Genomic DNA, 18,829 nt, shown 5'->3' with positions numbered 1-18,829 from the left:
TTAAAAAGCAATGTTTGTTAGAAGAAACGCCCAAAGCTAATAACTTTGGGCGTTTCCGTATGTGAAAGACGGTTGTGCTTTGTCAGTTTTTAACTCAAGGTTTGAGTTAACCGGATTGGTTGAGCTAACTTATTTATGCCCCAGAGCTTTTCAGAACCAATAAGCGGAAGACCTAGTCAGAGCGATAATAGACCAAGTTAATCTAATCTGTACTTTTGGCATTTATACGGAAACGTCCCATAACTCTACCTCGAAAGTCTATGTCGACTCACACAAAAGGTTGATATCAGTTGAGTTTCATAATAGACGCCAGCAAGATAGACGGAATGAAAATACGGAAAGATTCCGTCTAATAAGTGTTAGCCGTCTAAAGAAAATCGTAGTTAGGAAGTAATAGTGATTAAAGATATACATTTTAGTTTTGTAGGTTTCCATGGGACAGATGGCTATTGTCATCTAAGGATTGCCCAAAAGTCCTCTACGAAAAAGATGGTGATAGTATGCTCACAGTACAGAAATTACTATGGAACATCCCCAACCAATGCAATGGAGATAATAGCTGAAAAGTTTTTTTATGATGTTGCCAATAAAAATATTGAAGGTTTTGATTTGCCTAAAATCATAACCTATGAGGAATGGCATCAAGATGTAAATAGATTAGATAAGTTACTTGTAAAGAAAGACCCTGAAAAATATAAAAAACGGTTTAAGAATACATTTTTGGATATTCCAAAAATGTTTAAAGAAATCGTTTGGATAGAAAGATACCCAGCAGGGACAGGGCTTTGGGATCATGAAGATGGTTTTAGTCTAGTAAGTATGGGAGACCAAAAAGATCCTCATTGGCATGGTAAACCAACCGATGACTTTATTATTTCAAAAACTGGTTTCTCAATCGCGGAGCTATTTGCAGATCCAGAAGTACTAGATCTAAAAGAAGTACAAAAAGACATTGAGGAAATGGATGAAGCAAAGAACTTTCTTTCAAATCATGTCAACCGTTCTGTAAGGTGGAGTACACATTTAATAGAACAATTACCTCCTAAAATTAAAGTTGCCAAATTTGCTACAGGCCGAAGTGATAACGAGGACTTATGGGAGCTCCAAATACAAGGACTTATTGAAGAAATCTTTAGTATTTGCTTTCCTGCAAGCGATCTTTTTGAAAGTGAGTTCAAAATTTCAAAACGACTAGGAATACATAAGTCAGGGAGTGAAAAAAAGTGCGACTTGGTTGTATTTCAGCCAGAATCAAATAAGCCATCAGTAATGATTGAGCTTAAGAGAGCTTGCAGTACTGTCAAAAATCAGTCTGGAGCTATATGTCAAGATATCGCTAAACTTCTAGTTTATTCACAAATATTTGAATCTGACTCCTACTTACTGGTTTGTGGAGAAAAAGAGGAATTATTAAAAGTGTCCTCAAGTCTTGATGTCTTGTTATCATTTAACAATGATTACGAAGGTATTGGTGAAATTGATAAATCTAATTCAATAGATAAACTAGATTTAACCCGAGAATACCAAGAGCTATTAAACAACTTTGGTGTAAATTCTGTCCATACTCGATTGATTGGAATCAGTGATGACCGCACTGTAGCTCTATGGCAAATATCACATTTACGCTCTAAGTTGATGAATAACAAACCATATTTATATAGGTTGGTTAACCCATCAAATGAAAAAGGTTAAACTAAGTGTCATCGGCTAACAAGGCAATCAAGGTGACCCGTTACACTCGGCGGTTTTGGTATGAAGTTCGGGGCGCTTTGCTGGTTTAATGCGGGGCACCTTATTGCAGGCGTTAAATTGCATTGAGGATACAATGGATATAACTTATAAGTTGCCACATCCAGTTAGGATTAGATGTACAGCACAGCTAGAGCATAAGAATGATACCGTCAATGATATGTACGATGTTATTTTGAGTGACCTCGACTTAGAGTCATTAAGTTTAGACTGTATAGCAAACATTGCTATTCAAAGAAGCCCTCAGCTACGGCAACACTTTTTAAGCCAGTCGGCGACACAGCACAATGCCTTTATAGGCGTTTCATCGGCTATAATGCCTTATAAATTCAATAAATTAGATGGAAACATTCTAACTACATCAAATAAAGTGGATAAGCTACTCTTAGAAACAGACATTGGTGATGATATCCCTATAGCTTACCTTAGACCACCATTCAAAACCTGCTTTATAGAGTTCACTGAAGATCGAGTGTCTCCAATAAAAGTTTACAATGAGGAAACTGACGAGCATACGTTGGAAGGCGTTTATATCACTGAAACTACAATTCAGCCTGAAGATGATGCTATGAAAATATTAGAAGATGCTCCAGAAGTTGACAAAACTAAAGAGGTTCGTGTCTTGGACTTAATGTTTGTTGGATCGCCTCTTGGTAAGGCTCATGTTGAAGATGATGCTCTAAGAATTCAAGGTTTCTATATTCAGGATAACAATATTACTATTAAGTCAGAACTTGAACGCATTGTTAATCTTTACGGTAATGACCAAGATTTCGCTGGTGACATGAATTACCTCTCTGATGGATTAAATCATATGGCAAAAGTACTACTTTTTATGAACTGTAAGCAATACAGAGATACAGCTTTTAATGAAAGAAAAGAAATTTTAAAGAAAATTAGTAGTCTTAAGAGTCCAGCCAAGATTAAAAAATATGACAAAAAACTACGTAAATCATATGACCGTTTGGTAATTAAGCCGGAAGATAACATAGTCTATGAAAAAGCGTCGAAAGACAAAAAACATTCTGATGGACATTCGCCGAAAAAAGCTCATTGGCGTAAAGGTCACTTTAGAATGCAACCTTTCGGCCCCGGTGCAACTAAGCGCAAGGTATTATTTATCGAACCGACAATAGTAGGTGGTGTTTTCGCCAAATCTAAGCCTTACAACGTACGAGAAAAGTAATTTAACAAACAATTTAAGCAGATTCTCAATACGTGGCATTTTTACTATGCGTTGTATTTAGTGTTTTAGGTAGTATACGGTGGCTTCGGTATTGCGTTGCTCAACCCTAAACAGAGCGTTACTTTTCCATACGTGAACTAATCCGTTACATTCTAACTTACTAATACAACTAACTCGTTTCTGTCCAAAAACAAGTTAGAAAACTCAACTCACTTGTTCCTCATTCTTGAACATGATGGCAATAAAAACAAAGGGTTGACACAAAATGCCAACCCTTCAAAATTCTCGCTTTCTCGCTTTCTCGCTTTCTCGCTTTCTCGCTTTCTCGCTTTCTCGCTACTTCTCCAACATGCCTAGCTTGTCTGGCACGCCGTTCCACTTTTCTGCTTCATCCATCGCAGGCTTTACTTCGGTTTGTACTGGCCAAAGCTCGGCAAGTTCGGCATTGAGCTCAATGAAAAGGGTTTGATCGTCTGGCACTTCATCTTCCTGGAAGATCGCGTGCGCATCACATTCATCAACACACAGACCACAATCAATACACTCGATTGGGTTGATGACCATAAAGTTTGGGCCTTCATGAAACGCATCTGCCGGACATACAGCGACACAGTCAGTGTATTTACATTGGATACAGTTATCAGTTACGACAAACGCCATGATGAATGCTCTTGTATAAGTCAAAATTGAGGAAAGGGGATAATACTCATCCCAAGCCAAAATTCAATATGTTTGATTTAGTATGACAGACAATTCAATTTCTCGTAAAATGCGCGCCATTGTGAGCTGACCGTTCGTCAAACGGTTTTGGCTAAGACACCTATCTATACGAGACATCAACATGATACGTTTAAATGAAATTAAACTTCCTCTTGATCATGAGGAAGAGGCGCTGACTGCTGCCATTACCAAGAAGCTTGGCATCTCTGAAGACCAAGTCATCTCTTACAATGTATTTAGACGTGGCTACGATGCTCGTAAAAAAGCCAACATTCTACTTATCTACACGCTAGATGTGGTGGTTGAAAATGAAGCCGCGCTACTTGAGCAGTTCGTTAGTGATCCGCATGTAAAAGAAACTCCAGACATGGAGTACAAATTCGTTGCCAAAGCGCCGGAGAACGTGACGGAACGTCCTGTGGTTATCGGCTTTGGTCCATGTGGTCTGTTCGCCGCGTTGATTCTTGCGCAAGCGGGCTTTAAACCTATCGTTGTTGAGCGTGGTAAAGAGGTTCGTGAGCGTACAAAAGATACCTTCGGCTTCTGGCGTAAGCGCACTCTTAACACGGAATCAAACGTACAGTTTGGTGAAGGTGGTGCGGGCACATTCTCTGACGGTAAGCTTTACAGCCAAGTAAAAGATCCAAACTTCTACGGTCGTAAGGTAATCACTGAGTTTGTGGCAGCAGGTGCTCCCGAAGAGATCATGTACGTAAGTAAGCCTCATATCGGTACCTTTAAGCTGGTAACGATGATCGAGAAGATGCGTGCGAAAATCATCGAACTGGGTGGTGAAATCCGCTTTAGCACTCGCGTTGACGATATCCATATGGATGGCGAGCAAATCACGGGTCTAACACTATCAAACGGCGAAGAGATTAAATCTCGCTACGTTGTTCTAGCCGTCGGCCACAGTGCGCGTGATACGTTTGAAATGCTGCACGATCGCGGCGTGTACATGGAAGCGAAGCCGTTCTCGGTTGGTTTCCGAATCGAGCACAAACAGTCAATGATCGATGAAGCGCGCTTTGGTCCTAACGCGGGCAACCCAATTCTTGGCGCTGCAGACTACAAACTGGTTCACCATTGTAAGAATGGCCGTACTGTATACAGCTTCTGTATGTGTCCGGGTGGCACAGTCGTCGCCGCTACATCTGAAGAAGGCCGCGTTGTGACTAACGGTATGAGCCAATATTCTCGTTCAGAGCGTAACGCAAACAGCGCGATCGTGGTGGGTATCGACCCAGAGCGTGATTATCCAGGTGACCCGCTGGCAGGTATCCGTTTCCAGCGTGAGCTTGAATCAGGTGCTTACGTACTTGGCGGTGAAAACTACGATGCACCAGCGCAGAAGATTGGTGACTTCCTGAAAGGTCGTGATCCAAGCGAAATCGGCGACGTTCAGCCGTCATTCACTCCGGGTATCCATCTAACGGATATCTCTAAAGCGCTACCTGATTTTGCTATTGAAGCGATTCGTGAAGCCATTCCAGCTTTTGATAAGAAGATCAAAGGGTTCGCGTCTGATGACGGTCTATTGACTGGTGTTGAAACTCGTACATCTTCTCCAGTTTGTATCAAGCGTGGTAAAGACTTCCAGAGCATCAACCTTAAAGGCTTCTACCCAGCAGGTGAAGGGGCTGGTTATGCGGGTGGTATCCTTTCTGCGGGTATTGACGGTATCAAGGTGGCTGAAGCTCTTTCTAAGGCAATGGTTGCTGACCTAGAAAACGCGTAATCTGACTAATCCAATATCTAGGCTCTTCTGTTAATGCAGAAGGGCCTTTTTTATCTCTACAAGGAGGTTAGATGTACTCTACTCGTCCCGCTCAACAAAGTGATTACGAATTCCTATTTGAGTTGAAAAAGGCGGCTGAGTTCGAACCGATCAAAGCGGTATTTGGTTGGGATGAATCAGTGCAGCGTGATATACACCAAGCAGAGTGGTCTCAAGCTAAGCCGACCATCATTGAAGTTGATGGTCAATCGGTCGGCAGTTATCTGGTGCAGAAGCATGATACCCATTGGTACTTTGGGCGGTTTTTTTTGCTGCCAGAAGCTCAAGGCAGAGGGATTGGTACAAAAATTTTACGGCTTATTCTCGACCAAGCAGATAAAGCAAACATGCCAGTTCAACTTTGTTATTTGCAAGGGAATCGAGTTGGACAGCTATACCAACGATTAGGTTTTACAGTGACATCTGAGGACGCTCAGTTTGTGCATATGAGGCGATAGTCCAAGCCAGTTAGAAAGGCGTATAGTATTGAGTTAGTGATTGTTTTGTAAATTAATCCAGTGGCGACTATGCTTTGTCTAATATGCATCTTTGGGTATATCCATGGGACTGATAAAGCTAATCTATGTGAGCACAGTTAGTGACGCGTTTTCGCTCTCTTCTGTTGACGAGATCTTGGTAGCAGCGCAAAGAAATAACGGTGATAACGGCATTACTGGAATTTTGTATTTCAACCACAAGTACTGTATGCAGTACTTAGAAGGTGACAAGCAGGAGGTTGAGTCAACCTATAAGCGTATCTTAGAAGACAACCGTCACTATAATGTACCGCTACTCGATAAGAGTGCGTTAGATGAACGACGGTTTGGTTGTTGGTCTATGGCTTATATTCTCCAGTCTGAAATATTGCAGCCTCTCAACTTCTACTTTATGGATTCACCTGAATTCAACCCATATAGACTTGACGCACAATCTGCCAACGAGTTAATTACTGAGTTAAGAAGTCACCTGCCACTCGCTTATTTGCACAGCGATGCCTTATCGAAAACTTGTCGTTAAACCAAGTATTTGCTTGCTCTACGAACATAATATTACGATTGCATTGCTCATTTTAGTCGTACTTTTTTCCTTCATGATCCTGACAAAGGTCTAAACTGAGTACTATTCGCTGTTCTATTTTTCCTATTGAATCCGACCCCTCTCAAGGAGGCAAAATGGCATCTCAGAACATCCAACATTTTTTTCATCCTGACTCTGGCACCATAAGCTATGTGGTGGCTGATCAGGATACAAAAGAAGCGATTATCATTGATCCTGTTGCCAATTATGATGTGAAAAATGATGAGATTAGCTACGAGTCCGCGCAAGAGATTATTGATCATATTCAACTTAATCAGCTGCACATAGTGGCTATTTTGGAAACGCATATTCACGCGGATCATTTGTCGGGTTCGTTTTATTTGAGTAAGGAACTTCAGGCTCCGATTTATGTTTCAGAAGGGGTCAAGGAGGTTTATGCGCAGTGGAAGGATGAACTGTGTCTCAGTGAGCTTTATCACTTTGAACATTATCTATTGGAAAATGAAGAGATGGATTTTGGCAATTCTCACTTAGAGGTCATTGCGACACCCGGACACACCCAATCTGACTTAACCTTTAAGATAGGTGATGCACTGTTTGTTGGTGACTCATTGTTTTTTAATGGTACGGGTCGGGCTGACTTTCCTGGTGGCAGTGCTGAGAAAATGTTTGAGTCGATACGTAAGCTGTATGAATTGAAGGACAGTACAGAAGTGTACCTTTGTCATGATTACCCAGATAAGGCAGAAAACCTCCATTATAAAACCACGATAGGTGATGAAAAGCATGACAACATATTGGTTGATGAGAATACCTCATGCCAACAATTTGTTGAGAAAAGGGAGGGACGAGATCATCAACTCACGCCCCCAAAGCTTCTTAAGCCAGCGTTGGAGTTTAACCTTACCGCGTTGCATTCTCTTCACTAAAGGCGTTGTGTTGTAAAAGGCGGAGAGAACCGAGGTTAGGTGTCGAGAAGCAGTGACTCTAACTCGAAATATGATTGAGAGGGACTAACCATGATTGTCCGGTTTATCACAATATGTATGTTGTTTGTCTTTTCAGCTCAAGCGCAGGTTCCTTCGCGCATAGTATGGACGATACAGGATGAATGGCCGCCATATGTTATCGACTCTGCAGAAGTGAAAGGTTTAGCCTATGAGATCATTTCGGAAGCTTTTTCTGAACAAGGTTACACCATTAAAAATACCATTAAACCATGGAGCCGAGCTTTAAGGGAGGTAACGACTCAGCGCTATGATATTGCGCTGACCGTTTGGAAGAGTAGCGAGAGACTCGAGTATCTTGATTTCAGTGATGCCTATCTGACCAATTCACTCATCTTTGTATCGCTAAAAGAAAACGCATTCAGTTATACAGGGCTAGCAAGTTTAAACGAGAAGCGGATTGGAGTATTGCGAGGCTATGCCTATGATGATGACTTCTTGAAATCGAATGCTTTTGATCGGATGGATTCTGATAGTTTAGCCACCAATGTGAGAAAGTTAAAAGCGGGCCGGATCGATGCATTAGTGGCCGATAAGTTCTTTTTCTTATGGTATGTAAAGAACAACGAATTAGAGATCAATGACTTCGCTTTGATCGACAAACCATTAGCAGAGAACCCTTTGTACATAGCTATCAGTCGTGATCATCCATACAAAGAGAGTATTCTTTCGGCTTTTAATGCTGGGCTGAAGTCACTGCAGCAGTCAGGAAGAATTGCCGAACTGATTAAAAAGTACGAATAAAGTAGGGCACCTGATGGTGCCCCTACTTTCTAAGTTACAGTTGACTGCTAATCCTCTCGATCTCCTCGCGCCAATCTTGCTGCAGGTTGGGCTTTTGATGTTTAGGTTTACGCTCAAGATCTTCTTCAAGTAACGTTTCTAGCTCGATCAAACGCTCTAACAGTTGCTCTTCGCCAGTTAGCTTTCCATCGAAACGGGTCAACTCCTGTTGATTATCTGATGCTTGAACAGCTAACGCTGTGTCAGGATGTTCGGCTATCTGGTGATACACCTCATCAGCACTTAGGTATTCGGTCAATGTGCCATTGTTTATTAACCAGAAACGATTGCAGCTTTGTTCAATGAGGCTACGGTCGTGGCTGACAATGAGTGCTGCACCATTGAACTCATTCAAAGTCGCAATCAGCTCTTCTTTGCCTTCCATATCCAAGTGGTTGGTTGGCTCGTCAAGAAACAACAGATGGTATTTCGCGAGGGTTAGGCCGATAAATAGCAGGCGCGCACGCTCACCACCACTGAGTGATGCCACATCTTGGTTATGCCGCGTATACTCAAAGCCTGCACCAATCAGCGAACGCTTAGCTATTTCACTATTCACGGATGAAAAGGCCTGTAAGGCGTCGCTTATAGTGTCAGAGTCTTTCAGCTGCTTGAGAGACTGGTCGTAATATCCTAAGCGACACCTGTCATGGAAGGTGACAGCCTGTGAGCTCAATGGGTTTATCTCGGTGAGATAATGTCGGTAAAGTTGGTTAAGCAGGGTTGATTTACCACAGCCATTACTTCCTAAAACCGCAATCCGGTCGCCACTTTTTACGCGCATTTCTACCATATTAAATAGATGGAAATGGCTATCAGGTGGTGTAACGCTAAACTCGCCGGTTTCAAGTAGTCGATTGGCAGGCAGAGCTTCACCTTGCAATACAAGCTGCCAAGGTGTGCCTTCTGTCAACTCTGTTTGAGCTTCCTCTAAACGCTCTTTTCTCGCGAACATGGTTTTTGCTTTACGGGCGAGATCTTCGTTGTCATAAACCTTACCCCAGGTCGCGAGCCGTTTAGCACTTTTCTCTATTCGGTCTATCTCTTTTTGCTCATTGGCATGTCGGGCTTGGTCTTGCCGATCTTTCTCACACAGTGCGGCTCTTGCTTGAGTGCAAGGTAGGGCAAAATGATGAAGAGATTGATCTCGCATGACCCAAGTCGTATTTGTCACTCGATCTAGCAAGGTTTGGTCGTGTGAAACCAAGACAAAAGAGCCTTTCCAATTGGATAGAAACTGCTCTAGCCAAAGTAACGAAGGTAAGTCTAAGTGGTTACTTGGCTCATCGAGCAGTAGTAGGTCTGGCTGATTGATGATGGCTCTCGCGATGAGTAATCGCATCTGCTGACCACCACTGCAATTGGCGACAGGCATATCTTGCTCAGAGTCAGAAAAACCAAGCTCGGCCAACACCAGTTCAGCGCGCCAGTCGTCATCCACGCTTAATGTTTCGGCTAAAGCTTCACGGATACTTTGGCTATAAAGGTGCTCAGGAACATGTTGCTCTACATAGCTCATAAGGCAATGAGTTGCTTTGGCTACGTGACCTTCAGTCGGTTCGTATTGACCATTGAGTAGCTTCAATAGCGAGCTTTTGCCACAGCCGTTATGACCAATGAGTCCAATTTTATCACCACGATTAAGGGTGAAGGTTAGTGCTTTAAACAGCGGATTTGAGGTGTAGGAAAGAGTTAGTGATTGTGCAGTTAAATAAGTACTCATAATTTTCTCAAGAATTTGGGGCGCAAAAGGCCGTTGTCTGCGCTGACAATAATTCTTCGAGCTTGAGGGAAAGTACTCGGGGACGTTATTCGTCTATAGTTGATATTTCGCTCAAGTCGAGATTATCGCAGCGCGATATCTAAAACTCTTGAGCGAGCCTTCATGCCATAAAAGCGTGGGTTGATTGAACACCACAAAGACATAAATTCCTCCTTAAGTTAGTTATGAAAGTGTTGTCACTTTCGGTTCTTCGTTGATGAGCATTTTAGCGCCATTGTCATCAATGTACAGAAAACTATCAGGGTTCAAGATAGCTTCGTGATAACAATCATAGGCTTATACTTTTGGCTTACGCCTCATCTCTCAACCCTGAATTTATAAATTTGGGAGGATTCACACCATGTTGCTGTTGATAAAATCACCAAATACACATCTCAGACAAGGAGTCACCTGTGAATCAACGTCAGTCACAACAGCAAGAGTTTGACCTAAGTGAACGTAACCTAATTGTCGGTTGCGCTAAGCAATGTCCTATTTCTCCCGAGTTATTGGCAGCCACCACTGCTGACTCTGATTACGTTGTCGACACCTTTCAAAGTGGACTAACCGCAGAAGTGTTTCGCGTTCGTTTTGATGGCAAAGATTACACTCTGAAGAAAAAGCGCCCAGAGGCGAAAGTGAAAAACCTCGATGGTCAGTACTCCTTCCTTAACGAAGTCCAACGCCGTTTCGATATTCAGCAGCAAAAAGACGATATGAGCACTTCGCAAGATTTCGAGTGCATAGTGTCTACGGTTTATGCTGATTATCGCTTAGGCATTATTCTGTCTGATTGGATTGAGGGGGAACCCGTTGAGCAGGTAACGAGTTCAATGCTCTCACAGCTGTTTGCCACCTTATCTGCGTGCGAAAAGATAGGTCTATTTGAATGGGATTTATGTGGTGGAAACCTGCTTGTTGATGAGCAGCAAAAATTATGGCTGTTCGACTTTGGTTATATGTATCCGTTCAATCCACTTAAAGAACTCAACAGCAATGGGCTAGAAGCACCTATGTTCAACTTCTGTGAGCGATTTGAAACTCGCTTCTTATCCGGATGGTTGTTAGAGAATGATTTATCTTACAACGACTCTATTGAGGTCTTTAAAAATGTTAAGTACGAAGCGCTCAATACCTCAGTAGAACAGATAAATTGGCTGAGAAATAACGATGCAGATCTAGGTGTTCTTACCGAGAAAGAGAATCTTGCTAAACGCTACCAGCAAGCACTGGAGAATGATCACGAGCTCGATTCTTTGTTCCAAGTAGAAATGTTTCGCTCGCATGTACTCGATATTGAGGATGATCTTGATGGTCAAAGTTGTACACCGACTACTATTAAGCGAGTGGATTTAGTGCTGTCGATGATCCGCGAGCACTACAATAAGCTCAAGCAGCAAGGTGGACTTTTCTATCACAATGAAGGGAAAAGCCAGCAAGAGCTTATTCAGTCATACAGTCACAAGCGAGAGTTGGTGAAACGGTATCAAATTAAGTAAAAGTAGTTTTTCGAGAAGAGCTATCAGTGTCGACTCTCAAGCATCTCAGCTAAACCGCCAGCGTTATGCAAGTTGGTAAAGCCTTTCGCTTTTAGATACTGATAAGCCTTCTCTGAACGATTGCCACTACGACAATAGAGTACTATCTGAGTATCTTTGGCGATATCGGCAAAGTGAATGTTTAGCGCTGAGAGCGGGTAGTTCACAGCTTGTGGTAAATGCCCGTCTGCGAACTCCGGTGGCGTTCTGACATCAACAATCATTGCGCCTTGCTCTATCCATTGCCAGCCTATTTCTGCTCGCTCAGAGGCGATAGCTGGAAAGCTTAGCGCAGCCAGTAACGTAAAAAGTAGTGTGAGGCGCTTCATGGTAGTTCCCTTTTGCTGTAACTCACTCAGCATATCTGATTGCTCTCTTTTCGCCGCGAGATAAGTCACAACACCTACTCTTTGCCCGTTTCGTAGCGATTTTTCTGTCACATTTTCTTACGTGTCCCTTTGAATAGAAACAACCTAGAAACATCTGCTGTGACTTGGGGCTCAATAGAATCTTGATACAGCGAATGTATCACCATACCTTTTACCGAGTTTATTCGTAGCCCTATATTTGGCGTCGCTGACAGCACATTTGTTATAAACATTTTTAAAGGTCTACGAATGAAACTCCAAACCCTAATTTGCGCAGCTTTGCTTGCAGGTGCATCGACTTCTGCTATCGCTGGAGAAACCAAACTTGATGTTCGTTTTGGTTACAATACGACGTCAGAAAATCGTGATAGCCGCGTGAAGTTTATGCATACCTTCGACAACGGTTTTTACTTTAGTGCAGAAGCGGCTCAGCTACATAACGACGCTTACTTTGGCAGTAATGATGCTAACAACCCAGACAAAAACGGCCTGCAAGCGGCAGCTCAAGAGTTTGAAGCGTCATACAAGTTTAATCTCAATGAGGATTGGTATTGGTCTCCGGGTTTGGTCACAGTTACGACTTCAGACTGGACGGAATATCGCCCGTACTTAAAGCTCGGAACCACGTTTGATAACGGGGTGTCGATGACAGGTCGCTATCGCTACAACTGGTCAAATGAGGCTAACGGTAAGCAGTATCTGGATGGTAGCGGCACAACACGCGGTGCATCAAATCAGTTTGATTTGTGGGTCTCTAAAAACATTGGTGATTGGGGTCTAATGTATAACCCTCGCTACCGTGTTCAAGACGGTGTTGATCAGGGTACGGGCCGAGACGATTACTGGGAGCACACCATCATGGTTAACTACAAAGTCGATGAAACTTGGACGCCATACATGGAGTTGGTATCGGTAGACGAGACATATGTGGATAGCAATGGTAATCGCGAAAATGACTACGCGGTGCGTTTTGGCGTTGTAATGAACCTGTAGTGTAGTTTTTAGTTCTCTATCTGTCCTTTGCCAGTCATTTCATTGACTGGCTTTTTTATGTCTGATTCTTTATAGCTAATCCGTCTTAACCAGAATGATTAAAGCTATTACAAGCGCTTGATTACCCACTACACTCTTCTAGCTAAAAGGGAGAGTCATGCACACTATTTCACTACTTGTCGTCGCACTAATTGCCTTCGCCGCTAACTCATTTTTTTGTCGCCTAGCATTGGCGAATCACGCTATCGATCCGGGTTCTTTTACTTGGCTACGATTGGTTTCCGGAGCGGTAACACTGCTGCTTATTCAAAGCTGGCGTGGTCAAATGAGCTTTCGCTTCTTTACTGATAAACACAGCTGGTGGTCAGGCATCTCTCTTTTTGGTTATGCAGTCTGTTTTTCGTATGCTTATACCCAGCTCAGCACGGGGACAGGCGCTTTGATTCTGTTTGGTATGGTGCAGCTGACATTAGTGGTGTTTCACGTTGTTTCTGGTAATCGCTTAAGTGCGAAAGAGATGCTAGGTATTGGGGTGGCTCTATCTGGCTTTACTATTTTAATGCTACCGTCGGCAGAGGCTCCGATTTTGAGTGCCGCTGCTCTAATGCTCGCTTCTGGCGTCTGTTGGGGTATTTTCACTCTGTTAGGGCGTCAAAATAGCGTTGCTTCAGTGTCTATTACCCAAGGTTTTATACTTGCGAGTGTGCTTGCTTTTGCTGCCAGCCCACTACTTGTCTCGATCGAAACTATCACGGCAGATGGCGTTTTGTGGGCGTTACTGTCGGGCGTTTTTGCTTCCGGCTTTGGCTACATCTTATGGTATCAAGTTGTAAAGCATATCTCAGTTCTCCAGGCGTCTGTCTCTCAGTTAGCGGTGCCTGTGATTGCCTTTGCCGCGGGAAGTATAGGGCTAGGTGAGTCGATAACGCTAACCGCTGCTATCTCATCATTGCTGGTTTTGGGTGGGATTGCCCTTATCTTCACGGCCCGAGCGAAGAACTAACCCGCTAACAGCTCTCGTCCAATCAAATCGACTAGCTCTAAGATATGGATTTGAGATTCGCGATGATATGGAGAGATACCATCGACCTGTTCTTCCAAGTCGAGGTTGATACCTGCTATGCCTGCCAATGTTGAGCCTAAATGACTTATTGCAAAAACCTTTAATCCTTTGCGTTTTGCATTGTGGGCCATATCGACCACAGCTTGAGTCTCTCCTGATTTACTAATTAGGATGACGGTTCCTGATTCTGCGCGAGCTAACTGGTGAATATCGGTAATGACTAAGTGAGGAATGTTAGCGAGGGAAAGAAAACGCGACAAATACGAAACGCTTACAATTGATGCCCCACGAGAATATAGATAGACCACCGGAGAGTGAATCAGCGACTGAGCTATCTTGTCCACTCGCTGCGCTTGGTCATCTCCCTGAGTTGTTGGTGCGACATCTTTATTCAGGTCGTCGGCGAGTTTGTATCTGAGCTCAGTGTAGCTCGCATAGCCCATCTTTTTACACACCCGATTTACCGATGTTGTTGTGGTCAAGGCCTTGTTGGCTATCGTCTTGGCTGAGACTGAATCTAGCTCTTTGGCGTGGCTGATCAGGTACTCATATATGACTCGTTCGATCCCTTTAAAGGTATTCATCGCTTACACTAAGACTTAATAGCAGAATGGTTATTATTAGGCGTTAAAATGCGGGAAATTACCTTGATAGTTATCACAAAAGTATCGTCATACATGGGTTGTACGAGGAAACTGTACCTTGATACATCACCGCTAAATATACTTGCCGCAGTTGATAAGTATAACGGTGAACAACCATGAGTAAGAAAAAACTCGTTGCAGTGACCGCTTGCCCTACCGGCATTGCACACACCTTTATGGCGGCTAAAAAAATCAAAGCCTGGGCTGAAAAGCAAGGCTATGAAGTGAAGGTCGAAACGCAGGGAAGTGATGGTGTTAAAAACAAACTCACTGCTCATGATATTGCAACCGCAGACGGCGTTGTTCTAGCGGTTGATGTACCTATTATGGACATGGAGCGTTTTGCTAACGCTAATCCACTTCAGGTTCGCACTCAAGAGCTGATTAAACGCGTCGATGATTTGCTTCCAACCGTGTTTTTACGCGGCAAAGAGAAATCAGATGGGGGTGTAGAAGTGCATGATGAAAAGCGCTCAGCTTACCAAGTCGCAATCGGCCATATCATGACGGGTATCAGCTACATGCTGCCTGTTGTAGTACTGGGTGGTTTGCTGATGGCGGTGGCGAAAATCACTGGTGAGTTCATTGATATCTCAGGTACCCCTATCCAAACCCTAGATAAACTTGGTTTCATGACCATCAAGTTTATGTATCCAATCTTTGCGGGTTACCTAGCGTATTCGATTGCTGGCAAACCAGCGCTGATCCCTGCCTTTATCGGCGGCTTGATGACCGATGAACCTTATAAGCGCTTCTTTGATTTAGAAGGCTGGGCGCCATCTGGCTTCTTCGGTGCGATTGCGATTGGTTTCCTTGTCGGTTATCTGGTTCGCTATCTTAACGATGTGATTAAGGTGAAAACCGAACTGACCACACTCAAGACCATGCTACTTGTCCCGGCGGTGACGGGTGTCGTGATGGTGCTTACTATGGAGTATGCGATTAACCCATTCTTTGGCGCTGTAAACCTTGCGATGATCGACCTGTTTACTCAAGCCGGTGATGCTGGACGCGGGATCTACTCAATGGTAATTGCCGCAGGTACAGCCTTTGACTTAGGTGGTCCAATCAACAAAGCAGCAGGTTCGGTTGCGCTTGGTTTGAATGGCATGGGTGAAGGGTTTGACCTGATTGCTCGTGAGTTAGGTATCGTTATTCCACCAATCGGTGTGGGCATCGCGGCGCTGCTGGATGGTAAGTTCCGCAAACCAGTTTTCTCAAGTGAAGAGCGCACGGTCGGTAAAACCTCGCTGATGCTGGGCCTAATCGGTATCTCAGAAGGTGCGATTCCATTCATTCTGAAAAATCCTAAGATGATTCCAATCATGATTCTGGGTTCAATTATCGGTACGCAATTGGCTGTTGTTCTCAACGTATGGCAAAGCCTACCACTACCAGCCGTTTGGGGATGGTTCCTATCTTCTGACCCAATCAGCTACACCATTTCTGTTATCGCGGGTTCTATGTTTATCGCTATAGCTCTACTGCTGTGCACTAAACCAGACCACGCAAAAGCCTAAAACGTCTAGCGGGGAGGCTCGCCTCCCCAAACTATCAAGAATTTATCGAGAGTTTCCCCATGGCAAAAGTACATGTCATTCCTCACACTCACTGGGATCGTGAGTGGTATTTTACTCAGCAAGACAGTGACGTTCTGGCAACTTATAACTTCACCAAAGTAATTGAAACTTTGGAGAACCAACCAAGCTACAGCTTCTACCACCTAGATGGTCAATCTGCGATTGTTGAAGATTATCTCAAAGTGCTGCCGTACATGCGTGAGCGTATGGCTAAATTGGTGAGCGATAAAAAACTCTTTATCGGCCCTTGGTACACTCAGACTGATACCTACAATGTGGCAGGCGAGTCAATTATCCGTAACTTGAAGTACGGCATGCATATCGCAGAAGAACTCGGTCACAGCATGAAGGTTGGTTACCTACCGGACACCTTTGGTCACAACGCGCAAATGCCAACACTGTTCAAGGGAATGGGGATCGATAACATCGTATTTTGGCGTGGTATTGATTACGACCAACACGTAGAAAAATCGCACTTCTTCTGGAAGTCGCAAGGTGGAGATTCAATCTACGCTTACAATCTAGTTCATGGTTACGGCGCGGCGAAAAACATCGTTCCTGATGCAGACCATCTAGACAAAAAAATCTTCCCGATGATTGACAAGATTAAGTCGCTGTCAGGTCTCGATGAAGTGCTGATCCCATCAGGTGGCGATCAGGTCAATATTGACCCGAACCTACCGGAAACTTTGCAAGCTGCCAGCGAACGTTCGCCTGCTGGGGACATTTACACCATCTCATCGATGGAAAGCTTTGTTGATTTTCTTCGCCGCAACAGCAGTGAGTTTGAGACTTACCAAGGTGAATTCAAAGCGCCGCGATACACTCGTATCCATAAGACGATTGGCTCTGTGCGCTATGACATTAAAAAACTTAACTTCGAGATTGAACAGTTCTTACTCAAGAAGCTTGAAGTCGTGATTGCGATTGCCAAGGCACAAGGCATCACAGTTCACACCGAGCTGGTGGATATGGCTTGGAAGAAGATCCTTGAATGTCATGCTCATGACAGTATGGGGGGGTGTAATAGCGATGCCACCAACGCAGACATCATGCACCGTCTAAAGCAAGCCGAAGAGATCTGTCACGGCTTATACAACCTAGTGGTGAAAGAGATCGCTAGTAGCGCATGTGATGACAATGAAGTGATGCTCTTTAACGGCCAAATCACACCATTTAGCGGCGTTGCTAAAGTCACTGCTTTCTCTAAGCACCCATCTATTGCCTTGTCGGATGGCAAAGCCCTGCTTACGACCGAAATTCTAGCGCGCGAGACCTTAGATGGTGGCAAAGTCATTGAAGTGACCAAAGATGGTGAGAAAGAAGTCGCCGTGCCGCCATACTACCGCTTTGAATTGAACGTGAAGGTGTCCAACCTACCTGCGATGGGCTACCAAGTTTTCCAAGTGGTTGAGTTAGAGTCAGCGATGCTTATGCAGAGCAGTGACGTCCAAACGATTGAAAATGCGGCGTTAACCGTCACGCTGAAAGATGGCGAACTGAGCTTAACTAACAAAGCAACAGGCCGTGTGATTGAACAGTTGCTCCGTTTTGAAGAGCAGGCTGATGATGGAGACTCTTACGACTTCTCGCCTTTAGAAGGAGACGAACCACGTTACCTAAATGAGTTAACTTGGCTATCAAGCCAAGTAGGAGAGACTGAGCAGACGATGACGCTGCTGGCAACAATGCCAGTGCCTTCAGATTTAGAGTCGCGTCAAGCAGGCAATGAGCTGGTTCAAGCCAGTTTTGAAATTACATTGACACTAGATGCCAACGACGAGCAGCTAAAAGTCTCAATTCACACTGTAAATCAGGCGTGCGACCACCGTGTTCGTGTACTGATTAACTCCGATGTACAAAGCCAGGAATCCGTCGCCACTCAGCCATTCGCTGTGATGACGCGTCCAATTGCACCGAGTGTTGAAGGCTGGCAAGCGCGCTTCCGTGAGTGTCCGATTGATATTGAGACCACAGATGGCGCGGTTGCAATTGAGCAAGCAGGTAAAGCGGTGGTGATTAATGGTCGCGGCCTGAAAGAGTTCCAAGTTTTGCCTGGTGAACAGAGTGATGTGATTGCGCTGACGCTGTTTAAAGCGACGGGCAAGCTAGGTAAAGATGATCTGTTGTGGCGCCCGGGGCGTGCTTCCGGCATCAACAATACCGTGGTTTACACACCAGATGCTCAGCTGCAAAAATCGATGAGCTTTGCTTTCTCGATTGCGATGCCGACAGATGCTAGCCATCAAACGCTGCGAGCCCTAGAAAGCCAATATCTCGACCTGCCGTTTAGCTACCAGAAGCAATCACTCAACAGCTTTGAAAATCGTCTCGAACGATTCCAAGTTCGCTTTGATGCGCGTTCAGCGGTGAAATCATTCAGCCTGTTTGAAGTGAATCAGCCACTGACGCTTTCAAGTATTGGTCACTCCTTCTATCAAGATAATGCCGTTATTGTGCGCCTGTTTAATGCCACAGAGGATGTGCAGCAACTTGATACCACAGCATTTGCCCATTTTGCTGAGGTGGAGCGTGTGAACTACCGCGAGCAGAGCGTGGAACAAGAGTGGTCAGTCAAACCGAACAACTCAATCGATCTACGCATTAGCTTTAAAATCTAG

General features: G+C 44.1%; 16 protein-coding genes. 12 read left to right on the top strand and 4 right to left on the bottom strand.

Annotation, left to right across the window (positions count from 1 at the left end; genetic code table 11):
* Window positions 1–396: 396 nt before the first annotated feature.
* Both AC5O63_RS04045 and AC5O63_RS04040 read left to right on the top strand, forming a co-directional pair.
* Entirely contained in the window at window positions 397–1,692 is a 1,296-nt protein-coding gene (locus AC5O63_RS04045; protein WP_494504009.1) for a hypothetical protein, read from the top strand.
* Between the two features lie 133 nt (window positions 1,693–1,825).
* Window positions 1,826–2,935: an AcrVA2 family anti-CRISPR protein gene (locus tag AC5O63_RS04040; protein WP_494504008.1), complete on the top strand. Its 1,110-nt coding sequence runs from the start codon at window positions 1,826–1,828 to the stop codon at window positions 2,933–2,935.
* A 336-nt stretch (window positions 2,936–3,271) separates the two neighbouring features.
* Here the strand turns inward: AC5O63_RS04040 and fdxA are convergent, their stop codons facing one another.
* A complete protein-coding gene (gene fdxA, locus AC5O63_RS04035) occupies window positions 3,272–3,595 on the bottom strand; it encodes a ferredoxin FdxA (RefSeq protein WP_004746605.1) in 324 nt (107 codons plus the stop codon).
* Between the two features lie 181 nt (window positions 3,596–3,776).
* Here fdxA and AC5O63_RS04030 point away from each other — a divergent pair, with 181 nt between their 5' ends.
* The 5 genes from AC5O63_RS04030 (at window position 3,777) to AC5O63_RS04010 (ending at window position 8,221) form a co-directional block, all read left to right on the top strand.
* Complete coding sequence (locus tag AC5O63_RS04030; protein WP_171320470.1) at window positions 3,777–5,393, top strand: NAD(P)/FAD-dependent oxidoreductase; 1,617 nt, start codon at window positions 3,777–3,779, stop codon at window positions 5,391–5,393.
* A gap of 71 nt (window positions 5,394–5,464) precedes the next feature.
* The gene (locus AC5O63_RS04025) at window positions 5,465–5,890 is read left to right on the top strand and encodes a GNAT family N-acetyltransferase (protein ID WP_494504007.1); all 426 of its coding nucleotides are present in this window, start codon (window positions 5,465–5,467) and stop codon (window positions 5,888–5,890) included.
* 103 nt (window positions 5,891–5,993) lie between these two features.
* Complete coding sequence (locus AC5O63_RS04020; protein WP_494504006.1) at window positions 5,994–6,449, top strand: BLUF domain-containing protein; 456 nt, start codon at window positions 5,994–5,996, stop codon at window positions 6,447–6,449.
* A gap of 155 nt (window positions 6,450–6,604) precedes the next feature.
* A complete protein-coding gene (locus AC5O63_RS04015) occupies window positions 6,605–7,399 on the top strand; it encodes an MBL fold metallo-hydrolase (protein WP_239854223.1) in 795 nt (264 codons plus the stop codon).
* Window positions 7,400–7,489: 90 nt separating this feature from the next.
* Window positions 7,490–8,221, top strand: coding sequence for a substrate-binding periplasmic protein (locus tag AC5O63_RS04010; RefSeq protein ID WP_494504005.1), 732 nt, complete (start codon window positions 7,490–7,492; stop codon window positions 8,219–8,221).
* Between the two features lie 34 nt (window positions 8,222–8,255).
* Here the strand turns inward: AC5O63_RS04010 and AC5O63_RS04005 are convergent, their stop codons facing one another.
* Window positions 8,256–9,983 (bottom strand): ABC-F family ATP-binding cassette domain-containing protein, encoded by a 1,728-nt coding sequence (locus AC5O63_RS04005; protein ID WP_494504004.1) that lies wholly within the window; start codon window positions 9,981–9,983, stop codon window positions 8,256–8,258.
* A gap of 452 nt (window positions 9,984–10,435) precedes the next feature.
* Here AC5O63_RS04005 and AC5O63_RS04000 point away from each other — a divergent pair, with 452 nt between their 5' ends.
* Window positions 10,436–11,521: a protein kinase family protein gene (locus AC5O63_RS04000; protein ID WP_494504003.1), complete on the top strand. Its 1,086-nt coding sequence runs from the start codon at window positions 10,436–10,438 to the stop codon at window positions 11,519–11,521.
* 23 nt (window positions 11,522–11,544) lie between these two features.
* Here AC5O63_RS04000 and AC5O63_RS03995 read toward each other — a convergent pair whose 3' ends face one another.
* Entirely contained in the window at window positions 11,545–11,889 is a 345-nt protein-coding gene (locus AC5O63_RS03995; protein ID WP_494504565.1) for a rhodanese-like domain-containing protein, read from the bottom strand.
* A gap of 288 nt (window positions 11,890–12,177) precedes the next feature.
* Between AC5O63_RS03995 and AC5O63_RS03990 the strand changes: the two genes are divergently transcribed.
* Together AC5O63_RS03990 and AC5O63_RS03985 are read left to right on the top strand one after the other, a co-directional pair.
* Window positions 12,178–12,921, top strand: coding sequence for an oligogalacturonate-specific porin KdgM family protein (locus AC5O63_RS03990; protein ID WP_494504002.1), 744 nt, complete (start codon window positions 12,178–12,180; stop codon window positions 12,919–12,921).
* A gap of 157 nt (window positions 12,922–13,078) precedes the next feature.
* On the top strand, window positions 13,079–13,924 hold the full coding sequence (locus AC5O63_RS03985; RefSeq protein ID WP_494504001.1) for a DMT family transporter: 846 nt from the start codon (window positions 13,079–13,081) through the stop codon (window positions 13,922–13,924).
* Here the strand turns inward: AC5O63_RS03985 and AC5O63_RS03980 are convergent.
* Window positions 13,921–14,568, bottom strand: a complete 648-nt coding sequence (locus AC5O63_RS03980) for a MurR/RpiR family transcriptional regulator (RefSeq protein WP_004744128.1) — start codon at window positions 14,566–14,568, stop codon at window positions 13,921–13,923. The genes AC5O63_RS03985 and AC5O63_RS03980 overlap by 4 nt on opposite strands.
* A 176-nt stretch (window positions 14,569–14,744) precedes the next feature.
* On the opposite strand from AC5O63_RS03980, the gene AC5O63_RS03975 reads away from it, so the two are divergent.
* Window positions 14,745–16,148: a PTS fructose transporter subunit IIC gene (locus tag AC5O63_RS03975; protein WP_494504000.1), complete on the top strand. Its 1,404-nt coding sequence runs from the start codon at window positions 14,745–14,747 to the stop codon at window positions 16,146–16,148.
* 59 nt (window positions 16,149–16,207) lie between these two features.
* Window positions 16,208–18,829, top strand: coding sequence for a glycoside hydrolase family 38 N-terminal domain-containing protein (locus AC5O63_RS03970; protein WP_494503999.1), 2,622 nt, complete (start codon window positions 16,208–16,210; stop codon window positions 18,827–18,829).

The sequence above is a fragment of the Vibrio sp. SCP2 genome, assembly GCF_059295395.1.
The sequence above is the reverse complement of the archived record's forward strand: the minus strand, read 5'-3'. Positions and strand labels throughout refer to the sequence as shown.